The organism is Clostridium tepidiprofundi DSM 19306 (genome assembly GCF_001594005.1).
GTDB classification, from domain to species: Bacteria; Bacillota; Clostridia; order Clostridiales; family Clostridiaceae; genus Clostridium_AC; species Clostridium_AC tepidiprofundi.
This window is the reverse complement of the sequence record NZ_LTBA01000004.1, coordinates 24,743-40,775: the sequence shown is the minus strand read 5'-3', so window position 1 is coordinate 40,775 and position 16,033 is coordinate 24,743. Positions and strand designations below refer to the sequence as shown.

The 16,033-nt window shown below is 29.4% G+C and carries 21 protein-coding genes and 2 riboswitches; of the genes, 16 read left to right on the top strand and 5 right to left on the bottom strand.

Translation table 11 applies throughout. From position 1 onward, the window contains the following. Positions 1–103: 103 nt before the first annotated feature. Positions 104–763, bottom strand: a complete 660-nt coding sequence (locus CLTEP_RS03485; RefSeq protein WP_066822717.1) for a riboflavin synthase — start codon at positions 761–763, stop codon at positions 104–106. A 46-nt stretch (positions 764–809) separates the two neighbouring features. Then, a complete protein-coding gene (gene ribD, locus CLTEP_RS03480; protein ID WP_066822714.1) occupies positions 810–1,967 on the bottom strand; it encodes a bifunctional diaminohydroxyphosphoribosylaminopyrimidine deaminase/5-amino-6-(5-phosphoribosylamino)uracil reductase RibD in 1,158 nt (385 codons plus the stop codon). A gap of 196 nt (positions 1,968–2,163) precedes the next feature. Beyond that, a riboswitch (FMN riboswitch) is annotated at positions 2,164–2,277 on the bottom strand. A gap of 139 nt (positions 2,278–2,416) precedes the next feature. On the opposite strand from ribD, the gene CLTEP_RS03475 reads away from it, so the two are divergent. The 10 genes from CLTEP_RS03475 to CLTEP_RS03430 all read left to right on the top strand — a co-directional run bounded on the left by CLTEP_RS03475 (position 2,417) and on the right by CLTEP_RS03430 (position 10,421). After that, the gene (locus CLTEP_RS03475) at positions 2,417–2,536 is read left to right on the top strand and encodes a DUF2281 domain-containing protein (protein ID WP_242863859.1); all 120 of its coding nucleotides are present in this window, start codon (positions 2,417–2,419) and stop codon (positions 2,534–2,536) included. A gap of 75 nt (positions 2,537–2,611) precedes the next feature. Continuing rightward, a riboswitch (TPP riboswitch) is annotated at positions 2,612–2,710 on the top strand. Between the two features lie 268 nt (positions 2,711–2,978). Further along, on the top strand, positions 2,979–3,173 hold the full coding sequence (gene thiS, locus CLTEP_RS03470; RefSeq protein ID WP_066822712.1) for a sulfur carrier protein ThiS: 195 nt from the start codon (positions 2,979–2,981) through the stop codon (positions 3,171–3,173). 4 nt (positions 3,174–3,177) lie between these two features. Beyond that, entirely contained in the window at positions 3,178–3,984 is an 807-nt protein-coding gene (gene thiF, locus CLTEP_RS03465) for a sulfur carrier protein ThiS adenylyltransferase ThiF (protein WP_066822710.1), read from the top strand. A gap of 13 nt (positions 3,985–3,997) precedes the next feature. Then, positions 3,998–4,774, top strand: coding sequence for a thiazole synthase (locus tag CLTEP_RS03460; RefSeq protein ID WP_066822892.1), 777 nt, complete (start codon positions 3,998–4,000; stop codon positions 4,772–4,774). Further along, the gene (gene thiH / locus CLTEP_RS03455; RefSeq protein WP_066822708.1) at positions 4,774–5,877 is read left to right on the top strand and encodes a 2-iminoacetate synthase ThiH; all 1,104 of its coding nucleotides are present in this window, start codon (positions 4,774–4,776) and stop codon (positions 5,875–5,877) included. The genes CLTEP_RS03460 and thiH overlap by 1 nt, the downstream gene beginning before the upstream one ends. Positions 5,878–6,120: 243 nt before the next feature. Further along, a complete protein-coding gene (locus CLTEP_RS03450) occupies positions 6,121–6,720 on the top strand; it encodes a thiamine phosphate synthase (protein ID WP_066822689.1) in 600 nt (199 codons plus the stop codon). 85 nt (positions 6,721–6,805) lie between these two features. Further along, on the top strand, positions 6,806–7,675 hold the full coding sequence (gene pdxS, locus CLTEP_RS03445; protein WP_066822685.1) for a pyridoxal 5'-phosphate synthase lyase subunit PdxS: 870 nt from the start codon (positions 6,806–6,808) through the stop codon (positions 7,673–7,675). A 73-nt stretch (positions 7,676–7,748) separates the two neighbouring features. After that, a complete protein-coding gene (pdxT, locus tag CLTEP_RS03440) occupies positions 7,749–8,315 on the top strand; it encodes a pyridoxal 5'-phosphate synthase glutaminase subunit PdxT (RefSeq protein ID WP_066822682.1) in 567 nt (188 codons plus the stop codon). A 333-nt stretch (positions 8,316–8,648) separates the two neighbouring features. Then, positions 8,649–9,011, top strand: coding sequence for an ISAzo13-like element transposase-related protein (locus CLTEP_RS03435; RefSeq protein ID WP_084364599.1), 363 nt, complete (start codon positions 8,649–8,651; stop codon positions 9,009–9,011). A 111-nt stretch (positions 9,012–9,122) separates the two neighbouring features. After that, positions 9,123–10,421: a S41 family peptidase gene (locus CLTEP_RS03430; protein WP_066822676.1), complete on the top strand. Its 1,299-nt coding sequence runs from the start codon at positions 9,123–9,125 to the stop codon at positions 10,419–10,421. 179 nt (positions 10,422–10,600) lie between these two features. Here the strand turns inward: CLTEP_RS03430 and CLTEP_RS03425 are convergent, their stop codons facing one another. Both CLTEP_RS03425 and CLTEP_RS03420 read right to left on the bottom strand, forming a co-directional pair. Beyond that, on the bottom strand, positions 10,601–10,882 hold the full coding sequence (locus CLTEP_RS03425; RefSeq protein WP_153016271.1) for a hypothetical protein: 282 nt from the start codon (positions 10,880–10,882) through the stop codon (positions 10,601–10,603). Positions 10,883–10,887: 5 nt separating this feature from the next. Continuing rightward, positions 10,888–11,163 carry an IS3 family transposase gene (locus tag CLTEP_RS03420; protein ID WP_066822669.1) on the bottom strand — a complete coding sequence of 92 codons (276 nt, stop codon included), beginning with the start codon at positions 11,161–11,163 and terminating at the stop codon, positions 10,888–10,890. A gap of 806 nt (positions 11,164–11,969) precedes the next feature. Between CLTEP_RS03420 and CLTEP_RS03415 the strand changes: the two genes are divergently transcribed. Continuing rightward, positions 11,970–12,812 (top strand): Rpn family recombination-promoting nuclease/putative transposase, encoded by an 843-nt coding sequence (locus CLTEP_RS03415; protein ID WP_066822665.1) that lies wholly within the window; start codon positions 11,970–11,972, stop codon positions 12,810–12,812. Positions 12,813–13,030: 218 nt separating this feature from the next. On the opposite strand, the gene CLTEP_RS03410 is transcribed toward CLTEP_RS03415, so the two are convergent. Continuing rightward, the gene (locus CLTEP_RS03410) at positions 13,031–13,456 is read right to left on the bottom strand and encodes a hypothetical protein (protein ID WP_066822662.1); all 426 of its coding nucleotides are present in this window, start codon (positions 13,454–13,456) and stop codon (positions 13,031–13,033) included. 268 nt (positions 13,457–13,724) lie between these two features. Here CLTEP_RS03410 and CLTEP_RS14830 point away from each other — a divergent pair, with 268 nt between their 5' ends. The 5 genes from CLTEP_RS14830 to CLTEP_RS03390 all read left to right on the top strand — a co-directional run bounded on the left by CLTEP_RS14830 (position 13,725) and on the right by CLTEP_RS03390 (position 16,032). Further along, positions 13,725–13,880: a DUF3990 domain-containing protein gene (locus CLTEP_RS14830; RefSeq protein ID WP_161938347.1), complete on the top strand. Its 156-nt coding sequence runs from the start codon at positions 13,725–13,727 to the stop codon at positions 13,878–13,880. Continuing rightward, positions 13,874–14,815, top strand: a complete 942-nt coding sequence (locus CLTEP_RS03405) for a hypothetical protein (RefSeq protein ID WP_066822660.1) — start codon at positions 13,874–13,876, stop codon at positions 14,813–14,815. The genes CLTEP_RS14830 and CLTEP_RS03405 overlap by 7 nt, the downstream gene beginning before the upstream one ends. Before the next feature lie 103 nt (positions 14,816–14,918). Next, entirely contained in the window at positions 14,919–15,227 is a 309-nt protein-coding gene (locus CLTEP_RS03400; RefSeq protein ID WP_066822657.1) for an ArsR/SmtB family transcription factor, read from the top strand. Positions 15,228–15,310: 83 nt separating this feature from the next. After that, a complete protein-coding gene (locus CLTEP_RS03395) occupies positions 15,311–15,787 on the top strand; it encodes a Na+/H+ antiporter subunit E (protein WP_066822655.1) in 477 nt (158 codons plus the stop codon). Continuing rightward, the gene (locus tag CLTEP_RS03390; RefSeq protein ID WP_066822653.1) at positions 15,784–16,032 is read left to right on the top strand and encodes a monovalent cation/H+ antiporter complex subunit F; all 249 of its coding nucleotides are present in this window, start codon (positions 15,784–15,786) and stop codon (positions 16,030–16,032) included. Before CLTEP_RS03395 ends, CLTEP_RS03390 begins: the two co-directional genes overlap by 4 nt. Position 16,033: the final 1 nt, after the last annotated feature.

Here is a 16,033-nt window from a genome sequence, read left to right as displayed (position 1 = left end):
TCCCACTTCTATAAGTGGCAGATTGAAGCTTTTGCTTCAGGTGGAGGAGAGTCTCTACCTGAAGTCACTATGTTTTGCTTTAGCAAAACGAGTTCACTTTTAGTTATATAAATCCATTATTTTTTAGAAAATTAACATCTATATTGTTTTTTACATCTTCTTTATAATTTTTATTTTTATTAGTTGAAAATTTTTCAACATATTTGCCTATTATGTCACATTCAATATTGACTTCTTCGCCAATTTTTTTTGTTAATAGTGTGGTCTCATTGCCTGTTAATGGAATAACTGAAACATTGAATATTTCATCATCTTCATAGGCTACAGTTAGGCTAATTCCATCAATAGTTATAGAACCTTTGTATACAATATATCTAAGCAATTCACGAGGAGGTTTAATGCTTATCCATGTAGCATTATCTTCTTTTTTGAAAGATTTGATAATGCCTGTTCCATCAATATGTCCTGATACAATATGACCTCCAAATCTGTCTCCTAGTTTTAAGGCTCTTTCCAAATTGACTTTGCTGCCTATTTTTAAATTTTTGAGATTACTTTTCCTCATAGTTTCAGGCATGACATCTATAGAAAAAGAGCAGTTGTCAAATTGTGTTACAGTAAGACATACTCCATTAGTGCTTATGCTATCTCCAATTTTCAAATTATTAAGTACTTTTTTAGCGTGAATAGATATTTTTGCAGAATGAATTCCTTTGTTAATGCTTTTAACAATACCTATTTCTTCAATTAGTCCAGTAAACATTTTTGATTTCCTTCTTTCTTTAAGGCATATTAAAATAAATAACAAGTTAAATATGCGACGTATATTGATTATTATTTATCGAGTTCACTGTGTCTAAATAACATTCAATCATTATGTCATTATCAAAGTTCGATATATTTATATCAGTTACACAAAATGCATCTTTCACAAATTCTTTTCCAGCACCTTCAACAGGAGTTTTTGAATCTTTACCGCCTATTATTTTTGGTGCAATAAATGAAATAACCTTGTCTACTATACCTTCATTCAAGGCACTCCAGTTTAGTGTACCTCCTCCTTCTAATAGAACGCTGTCTATTTTCATTTTTCCTAACATTTTCATTAATATAGTTAAATCAACTCTACCATTTTTAGTGGGTACAATTATTATTTCTGCTCCTAATTTTTGAAGAGCTTTAATTTTGTTAATATCAGCCTTTTCAGTAACAGCAATTATTGTTTTTGCATTTGATTCAATGTGTAATACATTTGAATCAAGAGGTATTCTAGCACGTGTATCAACGATTATTCTGATAGGGTCAGAGGCTTTAAAAGAGTTAATTTTAATATCATTTTGTAATCGTACATTTAATGAGGGATTATCTCTTATAACCGTTTCAATTCCAACCATTATTGAGGAAACTCTGTGCCTTAATGTATGCACATAATTTCTTGATTTATCATTTGTAATCCACTTGGAATCACCCGTATATGTAGCAATTTTTCCATCTAATGTCATTGCAGTTTTCAAAATGCAGAATGGAGTTTTTGTTGTAATGTATTTAATAAAAATTTCATTTAATTTTTTTATTTCGTCTTCAAGGATACCGCATATAACTTCTATTCCATTTTCTTTTAAAATATTTATTCCCTTTCCAGAAACAAGAGGATTAGGATCTTTCATTCCTACTACAACTTTTGATATACCTTTTCTTATTATTTCTTCTGCACATGGTGGAGTTTTACCATAATGTGAGCATGGTTCAAGAGTTACATACATTGTTGCTCCATGTGTTTTTTCACTGCAATTGTTAAATGCATTTATTTCTGCGTGCCAGTCACCGTATGCTTTATGATATCCTTCTCCTATAACTTTACCATTTTTTACAATAATTGCTCCTACTAAAGGATTAGGATTAGTGTATCCAATTCCTTGTTTCGATAATTCAATTGCTCTTTTCATATAGTAAATATCAGTATTCATTTATTCACCCCCGTATTTGTATGCATAAAAATAGCCCTGAAGAAAATTTCTTCAGGGCTAAACAGCTCACATTTATAATGAATACGTAGTTTATCGATTCTATAAGACTCCCACTTCTATAAGTGAGATATTGAAGCTTTTTGCTTTAGCAAAACGAGTTCACTCTAAAAAATAGCGAATAAACTACACTTTAAGCGTTATCCTTCTCCCATCCAGACTTTACTGTCGGTTCTGGAATCTCACCAGATCAACCATAAGGTTCGCGGACTTTACCGCCGGTCGGGAATTTCACCCTGCCCTGAAGGAATATTCAATTCTTAAATTCAGTATAGCAGTAATTAATTTTGTAGTCAATGAAAATATTTTAGGTGTTACAAATAAAATATGAATTCAAATTATTTGTATAATAGGGTATAATAATTATGTAAACAGTTTAAGGTGGTGTTTTTATGAATACGGCTAAGGAGATATTATTTAATCTTATTGAAGAAATACCAGAAAATGAAATATCAGAAGTTATAGATTTTATAGGATATTTAAAAACAAAGAGGGAAAAAGAATTTAAATAAAGTTTTATACTTTTAAGGAAAATAATGAGTTGACAATAATAAGTAATAAATCTATAATGAAAGTAATTTAATAAATGAACAAGCTAGGGGTGCCGTATGGCTGAGAAGGAAATTTCCTAACTCTTAGAACCTGAATTAGTTAATACTAACGTAGGGAAGCTTAATTACTTGTTAACAAAATATGTTATTTATGAGCTTACCTAATGGTAAGCCTTTTTTATTTTAGTAAGCAATGTACCCCCTGCTTGTTGATACAATCTCAATTAAGAAAGGGGGTAAGGCATTTGAAGGAAAATAACAAGTCAAAGATGCGACGTATATTTCGTGTCAGATAAGGAGGCAGGTTTTGCTGATAGTAGAGCTATCAACGAGTTCTGCCGATGCAGTATGGCACAAAATAGGCTAGTATACTGACTGTTATTATTTTGAAAATGCATGAATTATGTTTGTAAATGGCAAGGAAATGAACATAGAATCAGGGATTACTGTTGATGATTTGATTAATAAGCTCAATATAGACAAGGATAAAATAGTGGTTGAAGTTAATTTTGAGATTATAAGAAAAGAAGAATACTGCGATAGAATTCTTGTTGATTCAGATAAAATAGAAATTATTGCCTTTGTAGGGGGAGGCTAAATTTATGGATATAATTGTGAATGGCAAGAACATAAGTGTAAAAGAAAATACAACTATATACGAAATTAAGGAACAATTTAAAAACGATTCAGACATAGTTATTTTAAATGGATTTCAAGTTACTGAAGATTGTATTTTAAATAAAAATGATAATGTAGTTTTAATAAAAAAGGGAGAAATACCTGACAAAGATGAATTGGAAAGCTTAATGGTTTCTCGTCATACGCCAACTGTGCATAAGAAAGTAAAAAGAGCGTGTGTTGGAATTGCAGGATTGGGAGGACTTGGATCTAATGTAGCAATTTCTTTGGCACGTATAGGAATAGGAAAATTGATTTTAGTCGACTTTGATATTGTTGAACCTACCAATTTAAATAGACAGCAATATTTTATTAAGCATTTAGGTATCTGTAAAACAGAAGCTTTAAAAGAGATTATAGAAGACATAAATCCTTATATAAATATTGAAGTTCATAATGAATATATAACTAGTGAAAATGTTTTAGATTTATTTGATGAGGCAGAAATAATTGTTGAAGCATTTGACAATCCAAAATGCAAAGCTGAACTTGTAAATACTGTGTTGAGTTCAAAGAACAACAAAGTTGTAGTTTCTGCTTCTGGTATGGCGGGATATTTTTCAAATAATACAATAAAAACTTTGAAAATAAATGAGAGATTTTATATTGTAGGAGATAGAATAAATGAGGCTAAAATAGGGTGTGGATTGATGGCACCTAGGGTTGCAATTGCGGCTAACCACCAAGCAAATACGGTTTTGAGAATAATAATGGGTGAAAAAGATGTTTAAGGGGGAAAATGTTTTGAATAAATTAATAATTGCAGGAAATGAATTAGAAAGTAGATTGCTTATAGGTACAGGGAAATTTCCTAATAAAGACATTATAACAGATGTTATAAAAAATAGTGGAAGCCAAGTAGTAACAATGGCTTTAAGAAGGGTCGATATTGGTGCTAATGAAGAAAATATTCTAGAATATATTCCAAAGGAATGTATTCTGCTTCCAAATACATCTGGAGCAAGAAATGCTGAAGAAGCGGTAAGAATAGCTAGATTGGCAAGAGCATGTGGTTGTGGAAACTGGGTAAAGATAGAAGTTATTTCTGATAATAAATATTTACTTCCAGATAATATGGAAACAATTAAAGCAACTGAAATATTGGCTAAAGAAGGTTTTATAGTGCTTCCATACATGAGTCCAGATTTGATGGCAGCTAAAAGATTAGTTGATGCAGGTGCAGCGGCTGTAATGCCTTTAGGTGCACCAATTGGAACAAATAAAGGTATAAGGACAAAAGAATTAACTCAAATAATAATAGATGAAATTGATTTGCCAGTTATAGTTGATGCAGGTATTGGAAAACCTTCTCATGCAGCAGAAGCTATGGAAATGGGAGCTGATGCAGTTTTAGTTAATACAGCAATCGCTACTTCAGATGATCCTGTCAATATGGCAAAAGCCTTTTCATTAGCCGTTAAAGCAGGAAGAATAGCATATGAATCAAAAATGGGATTAGAAAAAAAATATGCAAGTGCTTCTTCACCACTAACTGGGTTTTTACATGAGGGGGATAAATAATGAGTTTTTATGAATATTATCTGGAAAACAAAGATATAGACTTTGAATATTTGTTTAGAAATGTTGATGAGTCAGAAATAATAGGCATATTAAACAAGGACAATATAGATAAATACGATTTTATAAAATTATTGTCTCCTTTGGCTGAAAAATATTTAGAATTAATTGCCCAAAAGGCGTATAAACTTTCTTTGCAGTATTTCGGGAAAGCAGTGCTTTTATACACACCAATATATATTGCAAATCAATGTGTTAATAAATGTGCATATTGCAGTTACAACATAGACAATAAAATATCTAGAAAAAAATTAACACTCGAAGAAATTGATATAGAAGCAAAGAAAATCTCTTATACTGGATTAAAACATATATTGTTGCTTACGGGTGAATCTAAAAAAGATATACCAGTTTCTTATATATTAGATGCTGTTAAAGTGTTAAAAAAGTATTTTGATTCAGTTACTTTAGAAGTGTTTCCTTTGACACAAGATGAGTACAGACAAGCGGTAGAAGCTGGTGTGGATGGAGTGACAGTATATCAAGAAGTGTATGATGAAGAAATATATGATAGGGTTCACATTGCAGGGCCAAAGAAAAATTATAGGTTTAGGTTGGATACTCCTGAAAGGGCATGTAAAGAGAATATTAGAACTGTAAATATAGGTGCATTGTTGGGATTGAATGATTGGAGAAAGGAAGCTTTTATGACTGGGCTTCATTGTAGATATCTTCAAAACAAATATACAGCTGTTGAATATAGCATTTCATTACCTAGAATTAGACCACATGTAGGAAGTTTTAATGAAATAGTAGAGGTAAATGACAAAAATTTGGTTCAGATAATGCTAGCTTTAAGAATATTTCTTCCTCAAGTTGGTATTACAATGTCTACTAGAGAAAAGAAAGAATTTAAAGATAAATTGATACCACTTGGAGTTACCAAGATTTCCGCTGGGGTATCTACTGAGGTAGGAGGACATAGCCTTACAGATAAAGGAGATTCGCAATTTGAAATAATTGATAATAGAAATGTTGATGAAACGAGAAGGGATATTCTAGCACTTGGATATCAACCAATATTTAAGAATTGGATGAGTATATAGCTAGAAAACTTTAAATGAGTAAAAATCATTACAATAATTTACAAATGACTTGACAACTCAATTTGTAATATTGAATTTTACTGTTTTCCTATATTAGATGATGCTAGAGAATCGCACTAAAATGTTATTTTACATTTAATGGATTGGAATTTGCTCATTTATAGTAGAAAACATATATTTTAAAAATTTTGGAAGTATAACTTGATTAAGTGTAGTTATAGTCTAGTATGAAAGGGAAAAACTATGTTATATGTCATAACAAATAGAAAAATTGTAAGAGACAACAATTTGATTAAAGTCATAAAATCCGCTGTAGATGCTGGAGTGGATGCGATTATACTTAGAGAAAAAGATCTAATGTACGATGAATTGATTAATTTGGCAAATAAGATAAAAAAGATAATATATAATAAGAATATACTCCTGATTATAAATAGCAATAAAAGAGTTGCACAAGAAATTAAAGCTGATGGATACCATGTAGGATTTAGCGATTTTATTGAGCAAAAACCTGATTTTGATGGATTAGTTGGGGTTTCAGTTCACAGCATTTCAGAAGCAGTTTTAGCAGAGCAGAATGGAGCAGACTACATACTTATAAGCCATATTTTTGAAACGGATTGTAAAAAAGGGTTAAAGCCAAAGGGAACAATTTTTATTAAAGAAGTTAAAGAACTTGTTAATATACCGGTGATTGCTCTTGGTGGAATCAATGTATCAAATGCAAAACAAGTTTTTGATGCAGGAGCTGATGGCATCGCGGTTATGTCGTCTATAATGACTGCAGATGAACCATCAAAAGTTGTGCGAGAGCTGAAAGAAAAGTGTACCCGTACATTTTGAAATGCTCATAGTGTTTGGTATAATTTTGTTGAGGAAATTTTAAAGAAATATAAAATATATATAAATATATCAGGAGGTAACAATAATGGAAAGGTATTCATTAAACAAAAATTTAGCACAAATGCTTAAGGGCGGAGTAATTATGGATGTTACCAACGTTGAACAAGCTAAAATAGCTGAAAAAGCAGGTGCATGCGCTGTTATGGCATTGGAAAGAGTACCAGCGGATATAAGAAAACAAGGTGGAGTTGCTAGAATGTCTGACCCTAAAATGATAAAAGAAATAAAGGAAGCTGTATCTATTCCTGTAATGGCGAAGGTTAGGATAGGACATTTTGTAGAGGCACAAATACTTGAAAGTCTTGGAATTGACTTCATAGATGAAAGTGAAGTATTGACACCTGCTGATGAAGATTATCATATTAACAAGAAAAATTTCAAAGTGCCTTTTGTGTGTGGTGCTAGAAATTTAGGGGAAGCATTAAGAAGAATAGGTGAAGGTGCTGCTATGATAAGAACAAAAGGAGAAGCAGGTACTGGGAATGTTGTTGAAGCAGTAAGACATATGAGATGCATGGTGGATGAGATAAGAAGGGTTAAAAATGCTCCAGAAGAGGAATTAATGAGTATTGCTAAAGAATTAAATGCTCCATATGATTTAGTTAAATACGTTTGGCAAGAAGGTAAACTTCCAGTGGTTAATTTTGCAGCTGGAGGCGTTGCAACACCTGCAGACGCAGCATTGATGATGCAACTAGGTTCGGAAGGTGTTTTTGTAGGCTCAGGAATTTTTAAATCTGGAGATCCAGAAAAAAGAGCAAAGGCTATTGTAGAAGCTGTGACATACTATGATGATCCTAAAGTGCTAGCTGAAATTTCAGAAGATTTAGGTGAACCAATGTCTGGATTAGAGATTGATACTTTGGAAAACAAATATGCTCAAAGAGGATGGTAATATTAAAAATACCTGCACTATTTTCCAATTGCTATTTGTACTGTAGTGGCAGCGGCGAAATGGAGGAAGCAACATGAAAATAGGAATTTTAGCACTTCAAGGAGCATTTGTTGAGCATGCGAGGCATATAAAAAAGCTTAATTGTGAGTGTGTATTTGTAAGAAATAAAGAACAATTGAACGATATTAATGGGCTCATAATACCTGGTGGAGAAAGCACAGCTATAAGCAAATTGCTGGTAAAAAAAGGACTCATGGAGCCAATAAGGGAAAAAATACTTAATGGCTTACCTGTATGGGGTACTTGTGCAGGTTTAATATTGCTTGCTAAGGAAGTTGAAAATGATATAGTTTCAGGCATTGGAGTAATGAATATAAAAGTTAGAAGAAATGCATACGGAAGCCAAATAGATAGTTTTAAACAGTATGCTGTAATAAAAGAAGTGTCTAATGAAGAAATACCTTTGGTATTCATACGTGCTCCATATATTATAGATGTTGGAGATGATGTTAAAGTATTATTTAAGTTAGATGGCAACATAGTTGCAGCAAAAGAAAATAATGTTCTCGTAACATCTTTTCATCCAGAATTGACTGATTCATTAGAATTTCATAAATATTTTTTATCTATGATAGAGTAACAGTTATATATAATTATGTGTGATAAAGAAGGTGATTTCTAAATTGGATAGGAGTCATCTTTTTTATTATATTTGTATTGAAGTTTTTGCTTCAGGTGGAATAGAGTTTTTACATGAAGTACTGATATTTTGCTTTAGTAAAACGAGTTCATTTTTTCTCGAAAATGCATACGAGATAGCACGTTGTAAGTATTAATTTTTATATTTATGATTAAACCACAATAAGTAACTTAAATTTCTCTAGAAAGAAACTTTAAATTCTTTGTAAGTAACAAATTTATAAATTTGATTACAGAATATGTTAAAAATTGTTAGTACAAATGAAATTTAAGAATATCTATTGATACAAAAGATAGAGTTAAGATTGGTCAATTTTCAAGAGGTGGAAAAAGCAGAGTGATCGTAACGGCAGCTGATCATGACTTTGGATATGAATATCTAACTCCCTTTGGGATACTTGATGTAACAAATGATAAAGTAGATTTACCATTTACAAAATCGAAGGTTACAGCTGATTTTATGGTTGATGCTATAGAGGCATACCTAATTAGAAATAATTATCATATAACAAAGTATACAATCATAATAAATGCTGACAATGGTCTAGAAAATAATAGTCGCAGAACACAATTTATTAAGACAATGATAGAACTTTCTGCAAAATATGATTTTAAAATTATAAGTGAAATGGTATAATATAAAATAAATGATAGCAATTTGAAATTGACTTGTTATTTATTTTAAATTGCCTAATAGTTAAAAGCAATCAACTCAATTATCTTTTATTAATATAGAAAGGATAGAACAATGAAAAAGAAATTTTTAAATCATAAATTTATAATTTTTTTAGTAGTAGCTGTAATAGTAATGATATTTACTTGTCAATATAAAAGTGATAAGAAGGTTATGTTAGGACAATTAACAACAGAACAAAAACTTGAAGATTTTAGATATATGTATGATATATTAAAGGATAATTATGCTTATTTTGATGTTAAGAAGAGAAAAAATGGGTATGATTGGATTTTATATAAAAAACAATTTGAGCAGCAGATTATAAAAACAAAAAATAATTATGAGTTTTATTGTGCACTAGAAAATATTATAGATGTATTAAAAGATAGTCACACAAATTTACTTAATCCATATAGTTTTAATTATCATAGATCTTTATACAATAATGTTTCTAACACAACAGAGTGTGATTTTACTTCATGGATAAATATTTTGAATAATAATACAACAATAAAGAAATATTGTTATTGGGGAGAAGTATTAACTGAAAAAAAACCTGGGTATAAAGAATTTTCAAAATATTATTCAAACTCTTTTAAAGATATTAAGAAAAATAGTAATTATAAAAATTTTGATGTTAAAGTAATTGAGCCAAATTCAATAGCTTATATAAAAATTAGAACTATGAGAAGTGAATATATTGAACATGATATAAAAGAAATAAAGAATTTTTTAAAAAAAGTGAAAGATTATCCTTATCTTATTATAGACATAATGGGTAATAGTGGTGGAGATACAAGATATTGGGGGAAAATTGTGGAGTCATTAGTAGATAAAGAAATAAATTATACATGTTATTCTGTATTTAGAGGAAATGATTATTCATTAAAATTTTATAAGGATATATACAAAAATGAAACATTTAAGTCTATAAAGGATATACCTTATATGAAAAACTATTCACCTGAATTAAAAGAAGATTTTAAATATTATATTGAAAATAATATAGAAATTCAACCATATAATTCTATAAATTATAAAGGAAAAATATTTTTACTCATAGATGATCACGTTTTTTCTTCAGCAGATGCTCTTGCTCAATTTTGCAAAAGAACCGGTTTTGCTACTTTAGTAGGTGGAATTACTAAAGGTGATGGGATTGGAACATCACCTGTACTAATGACATTGCCAAACAGCGGGTTAGTTATAAGATTTGCTGCAGAAATGGGGCTAAATTCAGATGGCTCTTCTAATGCAGAATATGGCACAGTACCTGATATTTTTGTGCTACCAATAGATAATGGTCAAAATGTTATAGATGAAACTGTTAAAATGATACATAAAATAGATAAACAAAATAATCAACAATAGATGGTTATTTTGTTTATCTATATAGTGTATTTAAATCAGAGCACTTTGTTTATCGGATTGACCCCTTCTTATTAGACATATCTTCGTTTTCCTATCGAATTCTTAAAATATCTACTACTTCAATAATTTCTTGAATATATCTCCATAATTAACATTTGCTATTCCAATATGGTAAAATGTTATATTCGTATTTCTTGTTTGTCGTTTTTTATAAGACTATTATCTTTATATACTTCATATGGTGTATTGTAATTCAAGCTTGAATGTAATCTTTTAGTGTCTTGTCCAAATAATATACTTTTAAATTGAGGACCATTACCTGTTCTTATAATGGGTTTTTCTTTTGAATCATATAGGTCTCTTCTTAACATACCATGTCTTATAACACCTATAGCGTCAGCTGCTTCGCATTTTAATCCTATATGGTAATCTACAATACTTCTATCATAAATATCAATCATAGCCATTACATAAAAAAAATATCTTTTCCATGAATATATCCATATTTAAGATCCATTTCCCATAATTGATTTGAACCTGTTATTGTCCTGTTTACAGCTATATGTTTCTTTGTTTTTTCTTTTATTTCTCTTTGAAGCCTTAGGATATCTAACTCTTTGCATAACCTATGCATTTTCTTATGATTTACAATAACCCCATGTTCTCTTTTTATATGATGCTTAAGCTTTATATATCCGTAGGCAATGGCTTCGCCTTCTACATCGTAAGAGTATCCTGGCACATCTTTGCCTTTAGGCTTATTTTTTATCTTATCCCTATTACGTAAATTATAATAGTAAGTTGCTCAAGCTAGACCTACTATTTTTAAAACTAGAACAGCTTTATAACCTTGTTTTATATACTTTTCAGCAACTTCTACTTTTTCAGTTATAGTAGGTTCTTTTTTAAAAATAAGTCCTTTAATATAGCTATTTCAAGGCCTTTTTCTCAAGGAAAGTAATTAAGGCATTTTCAAAAAAATAACTAGTCAGTATGCTAGTCTATTTTGCGAACTACTTCATCGTCGGAATCCGTTGATAGAACCCACTATCAGCGGAACCCAACTCTTTGTATTTCACAAAATATACGTCGCACCTTTGACTTGTTATTTTCTTTCAAATGCCTAAGAGGGCATCAGTAGGAATGGAAAAAATTTATTGCAACTTATGCTTGTATTAGAATACTTGCAGAGTCAATTGTACCACTTCCACTTTATCTTTATAAACATAATGAAGATGGGGGTAATGAGAATAATTCATTTTATTACTGATTTTTACAGTTCTTTATTACATAGGTGTATACAAAATTTGGGTACAATAAAATGATTCATGTTCATATCATTTAGATGGATAAATTGAACAATTTGCAGTCTATAATGTAATAATAAATTACACAAATATAATTCACTATGTGATAGTAGCAGAGGAAACATAGCTGTAGAAGGGAAAACTGTCAAAGAGTAAAAAATAAATTTTGATAGTTTATTTTTTATGATTAATTGTAAATATGAATGAAATTGAGATATAATATAAGTAGAGGAGTGATAATGTGAAAAGATTAAAACCTTTAAATGATTTTATTTTTAAGAAACTTTTTGGAGAAAATGAAGTAAAAGATAATTTAATTGCATTTTTGAATGCAGTGTTAGATAGAAAAGATAGAGATAGATTAGTTACATTAGAAATAATAGATAATAAAGAACTAACTAGAGAAATGATGGAAGATAAAACAGGAATTTTAGATGTAAGAGCAAAAACAGAAGATGGAACACAGCTCAATATAGAAGTGCAGCTAACAGATCAAAGAAATATGGATAAAAGGACTTTATTCTATTGGGGAAGATTGTTTAATGAAGGAATAAGTAAAGGAGAAGATTATAGGAAATTATGTAAAGTGATAACGATTAACATATTGAATTTTAATTATTTACCATTGAATAAATTCCACTCAAAGTTTCATTTATGGGAAGATGACGAGAAAGATTATATGTTAACTGATTTAGTTGAGATACATTTTATTGAAGTGCTAAAGTTCAATGAATTAAAAGAGAAAAATTTAAAAGAAGATAAGCTTCAAAGATGGTTGACATTTTTTAATAAAGACATATCAGAAGAAACTTTAAAGGAGTTGATGGATATGGATCAAGATATTAGAAAAGTAGAAGAAAGATTAGAATATTTAAGCAGTGATAAAAAAACTATTGAGTTATATAAAGCAAGAGAAAAATCACTACATGAAAGAGCAAATATGATAAGTAGTGCAAAGGAAGAAGGAAGAGAAGAATCTGCGATAGAGGCATTAAAATTAGGTTTAGATATTGATATGATAGCTAAAATTTCAAAATTATCAGTAGAAAAAGTAAGAGAGTTAAAGAAAAGATTTCTTCAATAAGTAAAATGTGGTAAATTATGACTAACGAGCAACAAAAATTATTCATTTCGTTGCTAAATTTTGAAGGGTGTAAGGTAACTCATACTATTTTCTGTTCACTATTCTTTGAAGAAATGTACTTATGATAGTGACAGTTGTGAAAAACTAATATCCATTATTTAATAAAAGGACTTTAATCATTGGTGTTTACACTTTGATTAAAGTCCTTTTTATGCTTTTTAAGAAATTTTACTAAATGACATGGATTTTGTAAGCAGAATTATACCGAAAATATTACATAATAACATCAAAATAATCCCAATTTCAACAGTACCTTTCGTTGCAAAAATAAATATTCCTGCAATTATCCATAGAAGCGATATTCCAAACAATACATAAATTATTATTGCAGGAATAGATATAACTTTTTTAATATTAAGTATAGCAATAATTGATGCTAAACTCAAAAGGAGCATTATAATGTAATTTGGCAATTTTATATGCATAAAAGTAATTGAACCATTGAATCCATTAAGAGTAAGAGAAAAAGTCATAGTACCAAAAACATTGATTTCAGATTTGAAACTTCCCCAAGGTGTAAAGCCGCAAATAAATGTAACTACAATAATGATAATAAAGCCCAAAATAATATTTCTTTTTTCCATTTTGTCCCCTCCAAAATTAATAATGTTTTATAATATTTGTCATAATTTGTTTAAATTATAACAGATATTGAAGCGGAAAACAAGTTATTCAATTCATTCTAATAATTCTAATTATTTTAAAACTAAAGAAAGTTAGAAAACTGGGGAAGTGTTTAAATACCTTAATTATTGTAATGAATAATTGTAAATAGTATAATTAGATAAAGAAGAATTGGTATGTAAAATTTGTACCTATTTTGATATTATAAAATTGGAGGCACTATTAATTATGTTGAAAGTTTATCATGGAAGTTCAGTAGAAGTAAAAAAACCTGAATTAGTAAAAACAGTTTTTAATAAAGATTTTGGATTAAGTTCCTCTGAGGTACAACCAAAATTTGGTTGCACCTCAGAGGAAGTGGATAAGTGGAGGCAAAAATGCTAGAAAATATTATGAATTTCATAAATGAAGATAATTATGACAGAAGTATAATGTGGACAGAACATAGAAATAAAATATGCAAACTAATATCATGCTCACTAAAAAGTGAGTATGATATTAGTGAAGATGACGCTGATACCGACATCAATAATGAAAGAAAAATTATTGTGTTTGGTGCAGGCAGATGTGAAGATTTAGATTTCAACTATTTGTATGATAACTTTAGCGAAATACACTTGGTTGATATTGATGAAAAAACACTAATAAGTTCTATTGAAAAATTGCCTAGTTCAATAAAAAACAAAATTAAAGTACTTGAAGGTTTTGATTTTTCAGGACTAGACAAATTTAATTATTATGAAAAGCTAGAAGAACTTATAGAAGAGGGAAAATTAAAGAAAATAATAAAATATATAAGGAAAACAGCTCAACAAATAAATGCATATGACAATATAGGAAGAATAAAGCACAAATACAATATTGCTATGTCAACGGCTGTGTATACTCAACTTTGTTATATACCATCCTTATTTATAATAATGCCTAAAGTATCTGATTTTACTAAAAGTGAAATCAATATTATAAAAAAAGAACTTGTGTATTTAACAAATATAGTGGTAAAAAAATATAATGATTTATTAATATCAAGTGTTATTGATGGTGGGAGTGTAATTGCGATTTCAGATATTTTAGAGCTGAGTAATAATATGAGCAATAATATGCCCTATAGAAATGAAGTTATTAGTAAAAATCAGTCTATTAGAAACTTAGCAGTGGAAAGGTTATTAAAAGAAGGATATGGATTGGTAGGGGGTGAGGAAGGTATAAAAGATATTTCAAGCAAGTTAATAGAACAAACGGTTGAGAGTGAAGAATGGATATGGAATTTTTCAAGCAATAGAAAATTTCTTACCAGAGGAATCATAGGTAAAATTTGAATAAATATTATGGTAATTAGTAGTTGAATTTTTCTCAAAAAAGGTGTATGATTCATATATATCGTATTATTCGAATATAACAATATATAGATTGGGAGGAGATATGGAAGCGAAATTAAAAAAACTAGAGAGGATGGCAGATTTGCTAAAGACATTAGGTCATCCGGTAAGATTATTTATAATTATTTGTTTAATGAACAAAAAATGTAATGTTTCAGAAATTCAACAACAGCTTTCTCTTCCGCAGTCTACTGTTTCTCAACATCTAAGAATTTTAAAGGCTAAAAAGATAATTGAGGGTGAGAGAAGCGGTATAGAAATCAAATATTCATTAATAGATGATTCAGCTAAAAAAATAGTAGAATTTTTGGTTGATAATTATGAAGAGATGGCTACTAACAAGTGGTATTAGCACTAATTTTTTTATATTTTATATCGTTAAATTTGAATATTACGATTATACAGTATTGTAGTTTAATTGGAGGTGTGTAAAGGTTGGTTAATTTAGTATTACTCTTTATTTCGCTCTTTTTATTGTGGACAGGTTTGGTTTTCCCTTTATCTGGACAAGAAGCAATTGCAGGAGCTATTTTAAGTTTACTCATTTCTAGTGCAGTTTCTTTTTATACAAAAGGTAAAGAGTCATTTAAAGTATCAGGAATATTTTATTTAATAATTTATTCATTTGTTTTTATTAAGGAATTAATAAAAGCGAATTTAAGTATGGCAAAAATAGTTTTGACACCAAGTCTACCTATTTCTCCTAAAATTGTTGAGGTTAAGACATCAATAAAGTCCAATGTAGGAAGAGCATTTTTAGCAAATTCAATAACATTAACTCCAGGTACATTATCAGTTGATTTAGAAGGTGATACTTTATATATTCATGTGGTTGATGGAAATGCATTAGGTAGTTCAGCTGATATAGTTAAACCATTTGAAAGGCTTTTGAAAGGAGCGTTTGACAAATGATGTACGTTATTATTGGACTTGTTTTTTTAGGTATCATTCTTAGTATTATTAGACTTATAAAAGGAAAAGAATTAGAAAATAGAGTTGTAGCAATTGATACAGTAACTACCATGATTACAGGTGTGCTGGTTATTTTTGCGCATATTAGTAATAACTCCTTATTGCTTGATGTTGCACTGGTATATGCTATTTTAGCATTTATTTCTGTTGTTGCAATAGCAAGGTATTTGGAAGGAGGTATGTAGA

Excerpts from the sequence above, each read along its gene's own strand:
- CLTEP_RS03400 (WP_066822657.1), top strand. The coding sequence starts at position 14,919 with ATGGAAGCGAAATTAAAAAAACTAGAGAGGATGGCAGATTTGCTAAAG.
- CLTEP_RS14830 (WP_161938347.1), top strand. The coding sequence starts at position 13,725 with ATGTTGAAAGTTTATCATGGAAGTTCAGTAGAAGTAAAAAAACCTGAA.
- CLTEP_RS03425 (WP_153016271.1), bottom strand. The coding sequence starts at position 10,882 with ATGATTGATATTTATGATAGAAGTATTGTAGATTACCATATAGGATTA.
- CLTEP_RS03475 (WP_242863859.1), top strand. The coding sequence starts at position 2,417 with ATGAATACGGCTAAGGAGATATTATTTAATCTTATTGAAGAAATACCA.
- thiH (WP_066822708.1), top strand. The coding sequence starts at position 4,774 with ATGAGTTTTTATGAATATTATCTGGAAAACAAAGATATAGACTTTGAA.
- CLTEP_RS03405 (WP_066822660.1), top strand. The coding sequence starts at position 13,874 with ATGCTAGAAAATATTATGAATTTCATAAATGAAGATAATTATGACAGA.
- ribD (WP_066822714.1), bottom strand. The coding sequence starts at position 1,967 with ATGAATACTGATATTTACTATATGAAAAGAGCAATTGAATTATCGAAA.
- CLTEP_RS03430 (WP_066822676.1), top strand. The coding sequence starts at position 9,123 with ATGAAAAAGAAATTTTTAAATCATAAATTTATAATTTTTTTAGTAGTA.
- thiS (WP_066822712.1), top strand. The coding sequence starts at position 2,979 with ATGTTTGTAAATGGCAAGGAAATGAACATAGAATCAGGGATTACTGTT.
- CLTEP_RS03410 (WP_066822662.1), bottom strand. The coding sequence starts at position 13,456 with ATGGAAAAAAGAAATATTATTTTGGGCTTTATTATCATTATTGTAGTT.
- pdxS (WP_066822685.1), top strand. The coding sequence starts at position 6,806 with ATGGAAAGGTATTCATTAAACAAAAATTTAGCACAAATGCTTAAGGGC.
- thiF (WP_066822710.1), top strand. The coding sequence starts at position 3,178 with ATGGATATAATTGTGAATGGCAAGAACATAAGTGTAAAAGAAAATACA.
- CLTEP_RS03450 (WP_066822689.1), top strand. The coding sequence starts at position 6,121 with ATGTTATATGTCATAACAAATAGAAAAATTGTAAGAGACAACAATTTG.
- CLTEP_RS03485 (WP_066822717.1), bottom strand. The coding sequence starts at position 763 with ATGTTTACTGGACTAATTGAAGAAATAGGTATTGTTAAAAGCATTAAC.
- CLTEP_RS03390 (WP_066822653.1), top strand. The coding sequence starts at position 15,784 with ATGATGTACGTTATTATTGGACTTGTTTTTTTAGGTATCATTCTTAGT.
- pdxT (WP_066822682.1), top strand. The coding sequence starts at position 7,749 with ATGAAAATAGGAATTTTAGCACTTCAAGGAGCATTTGTTGAGCATGCG.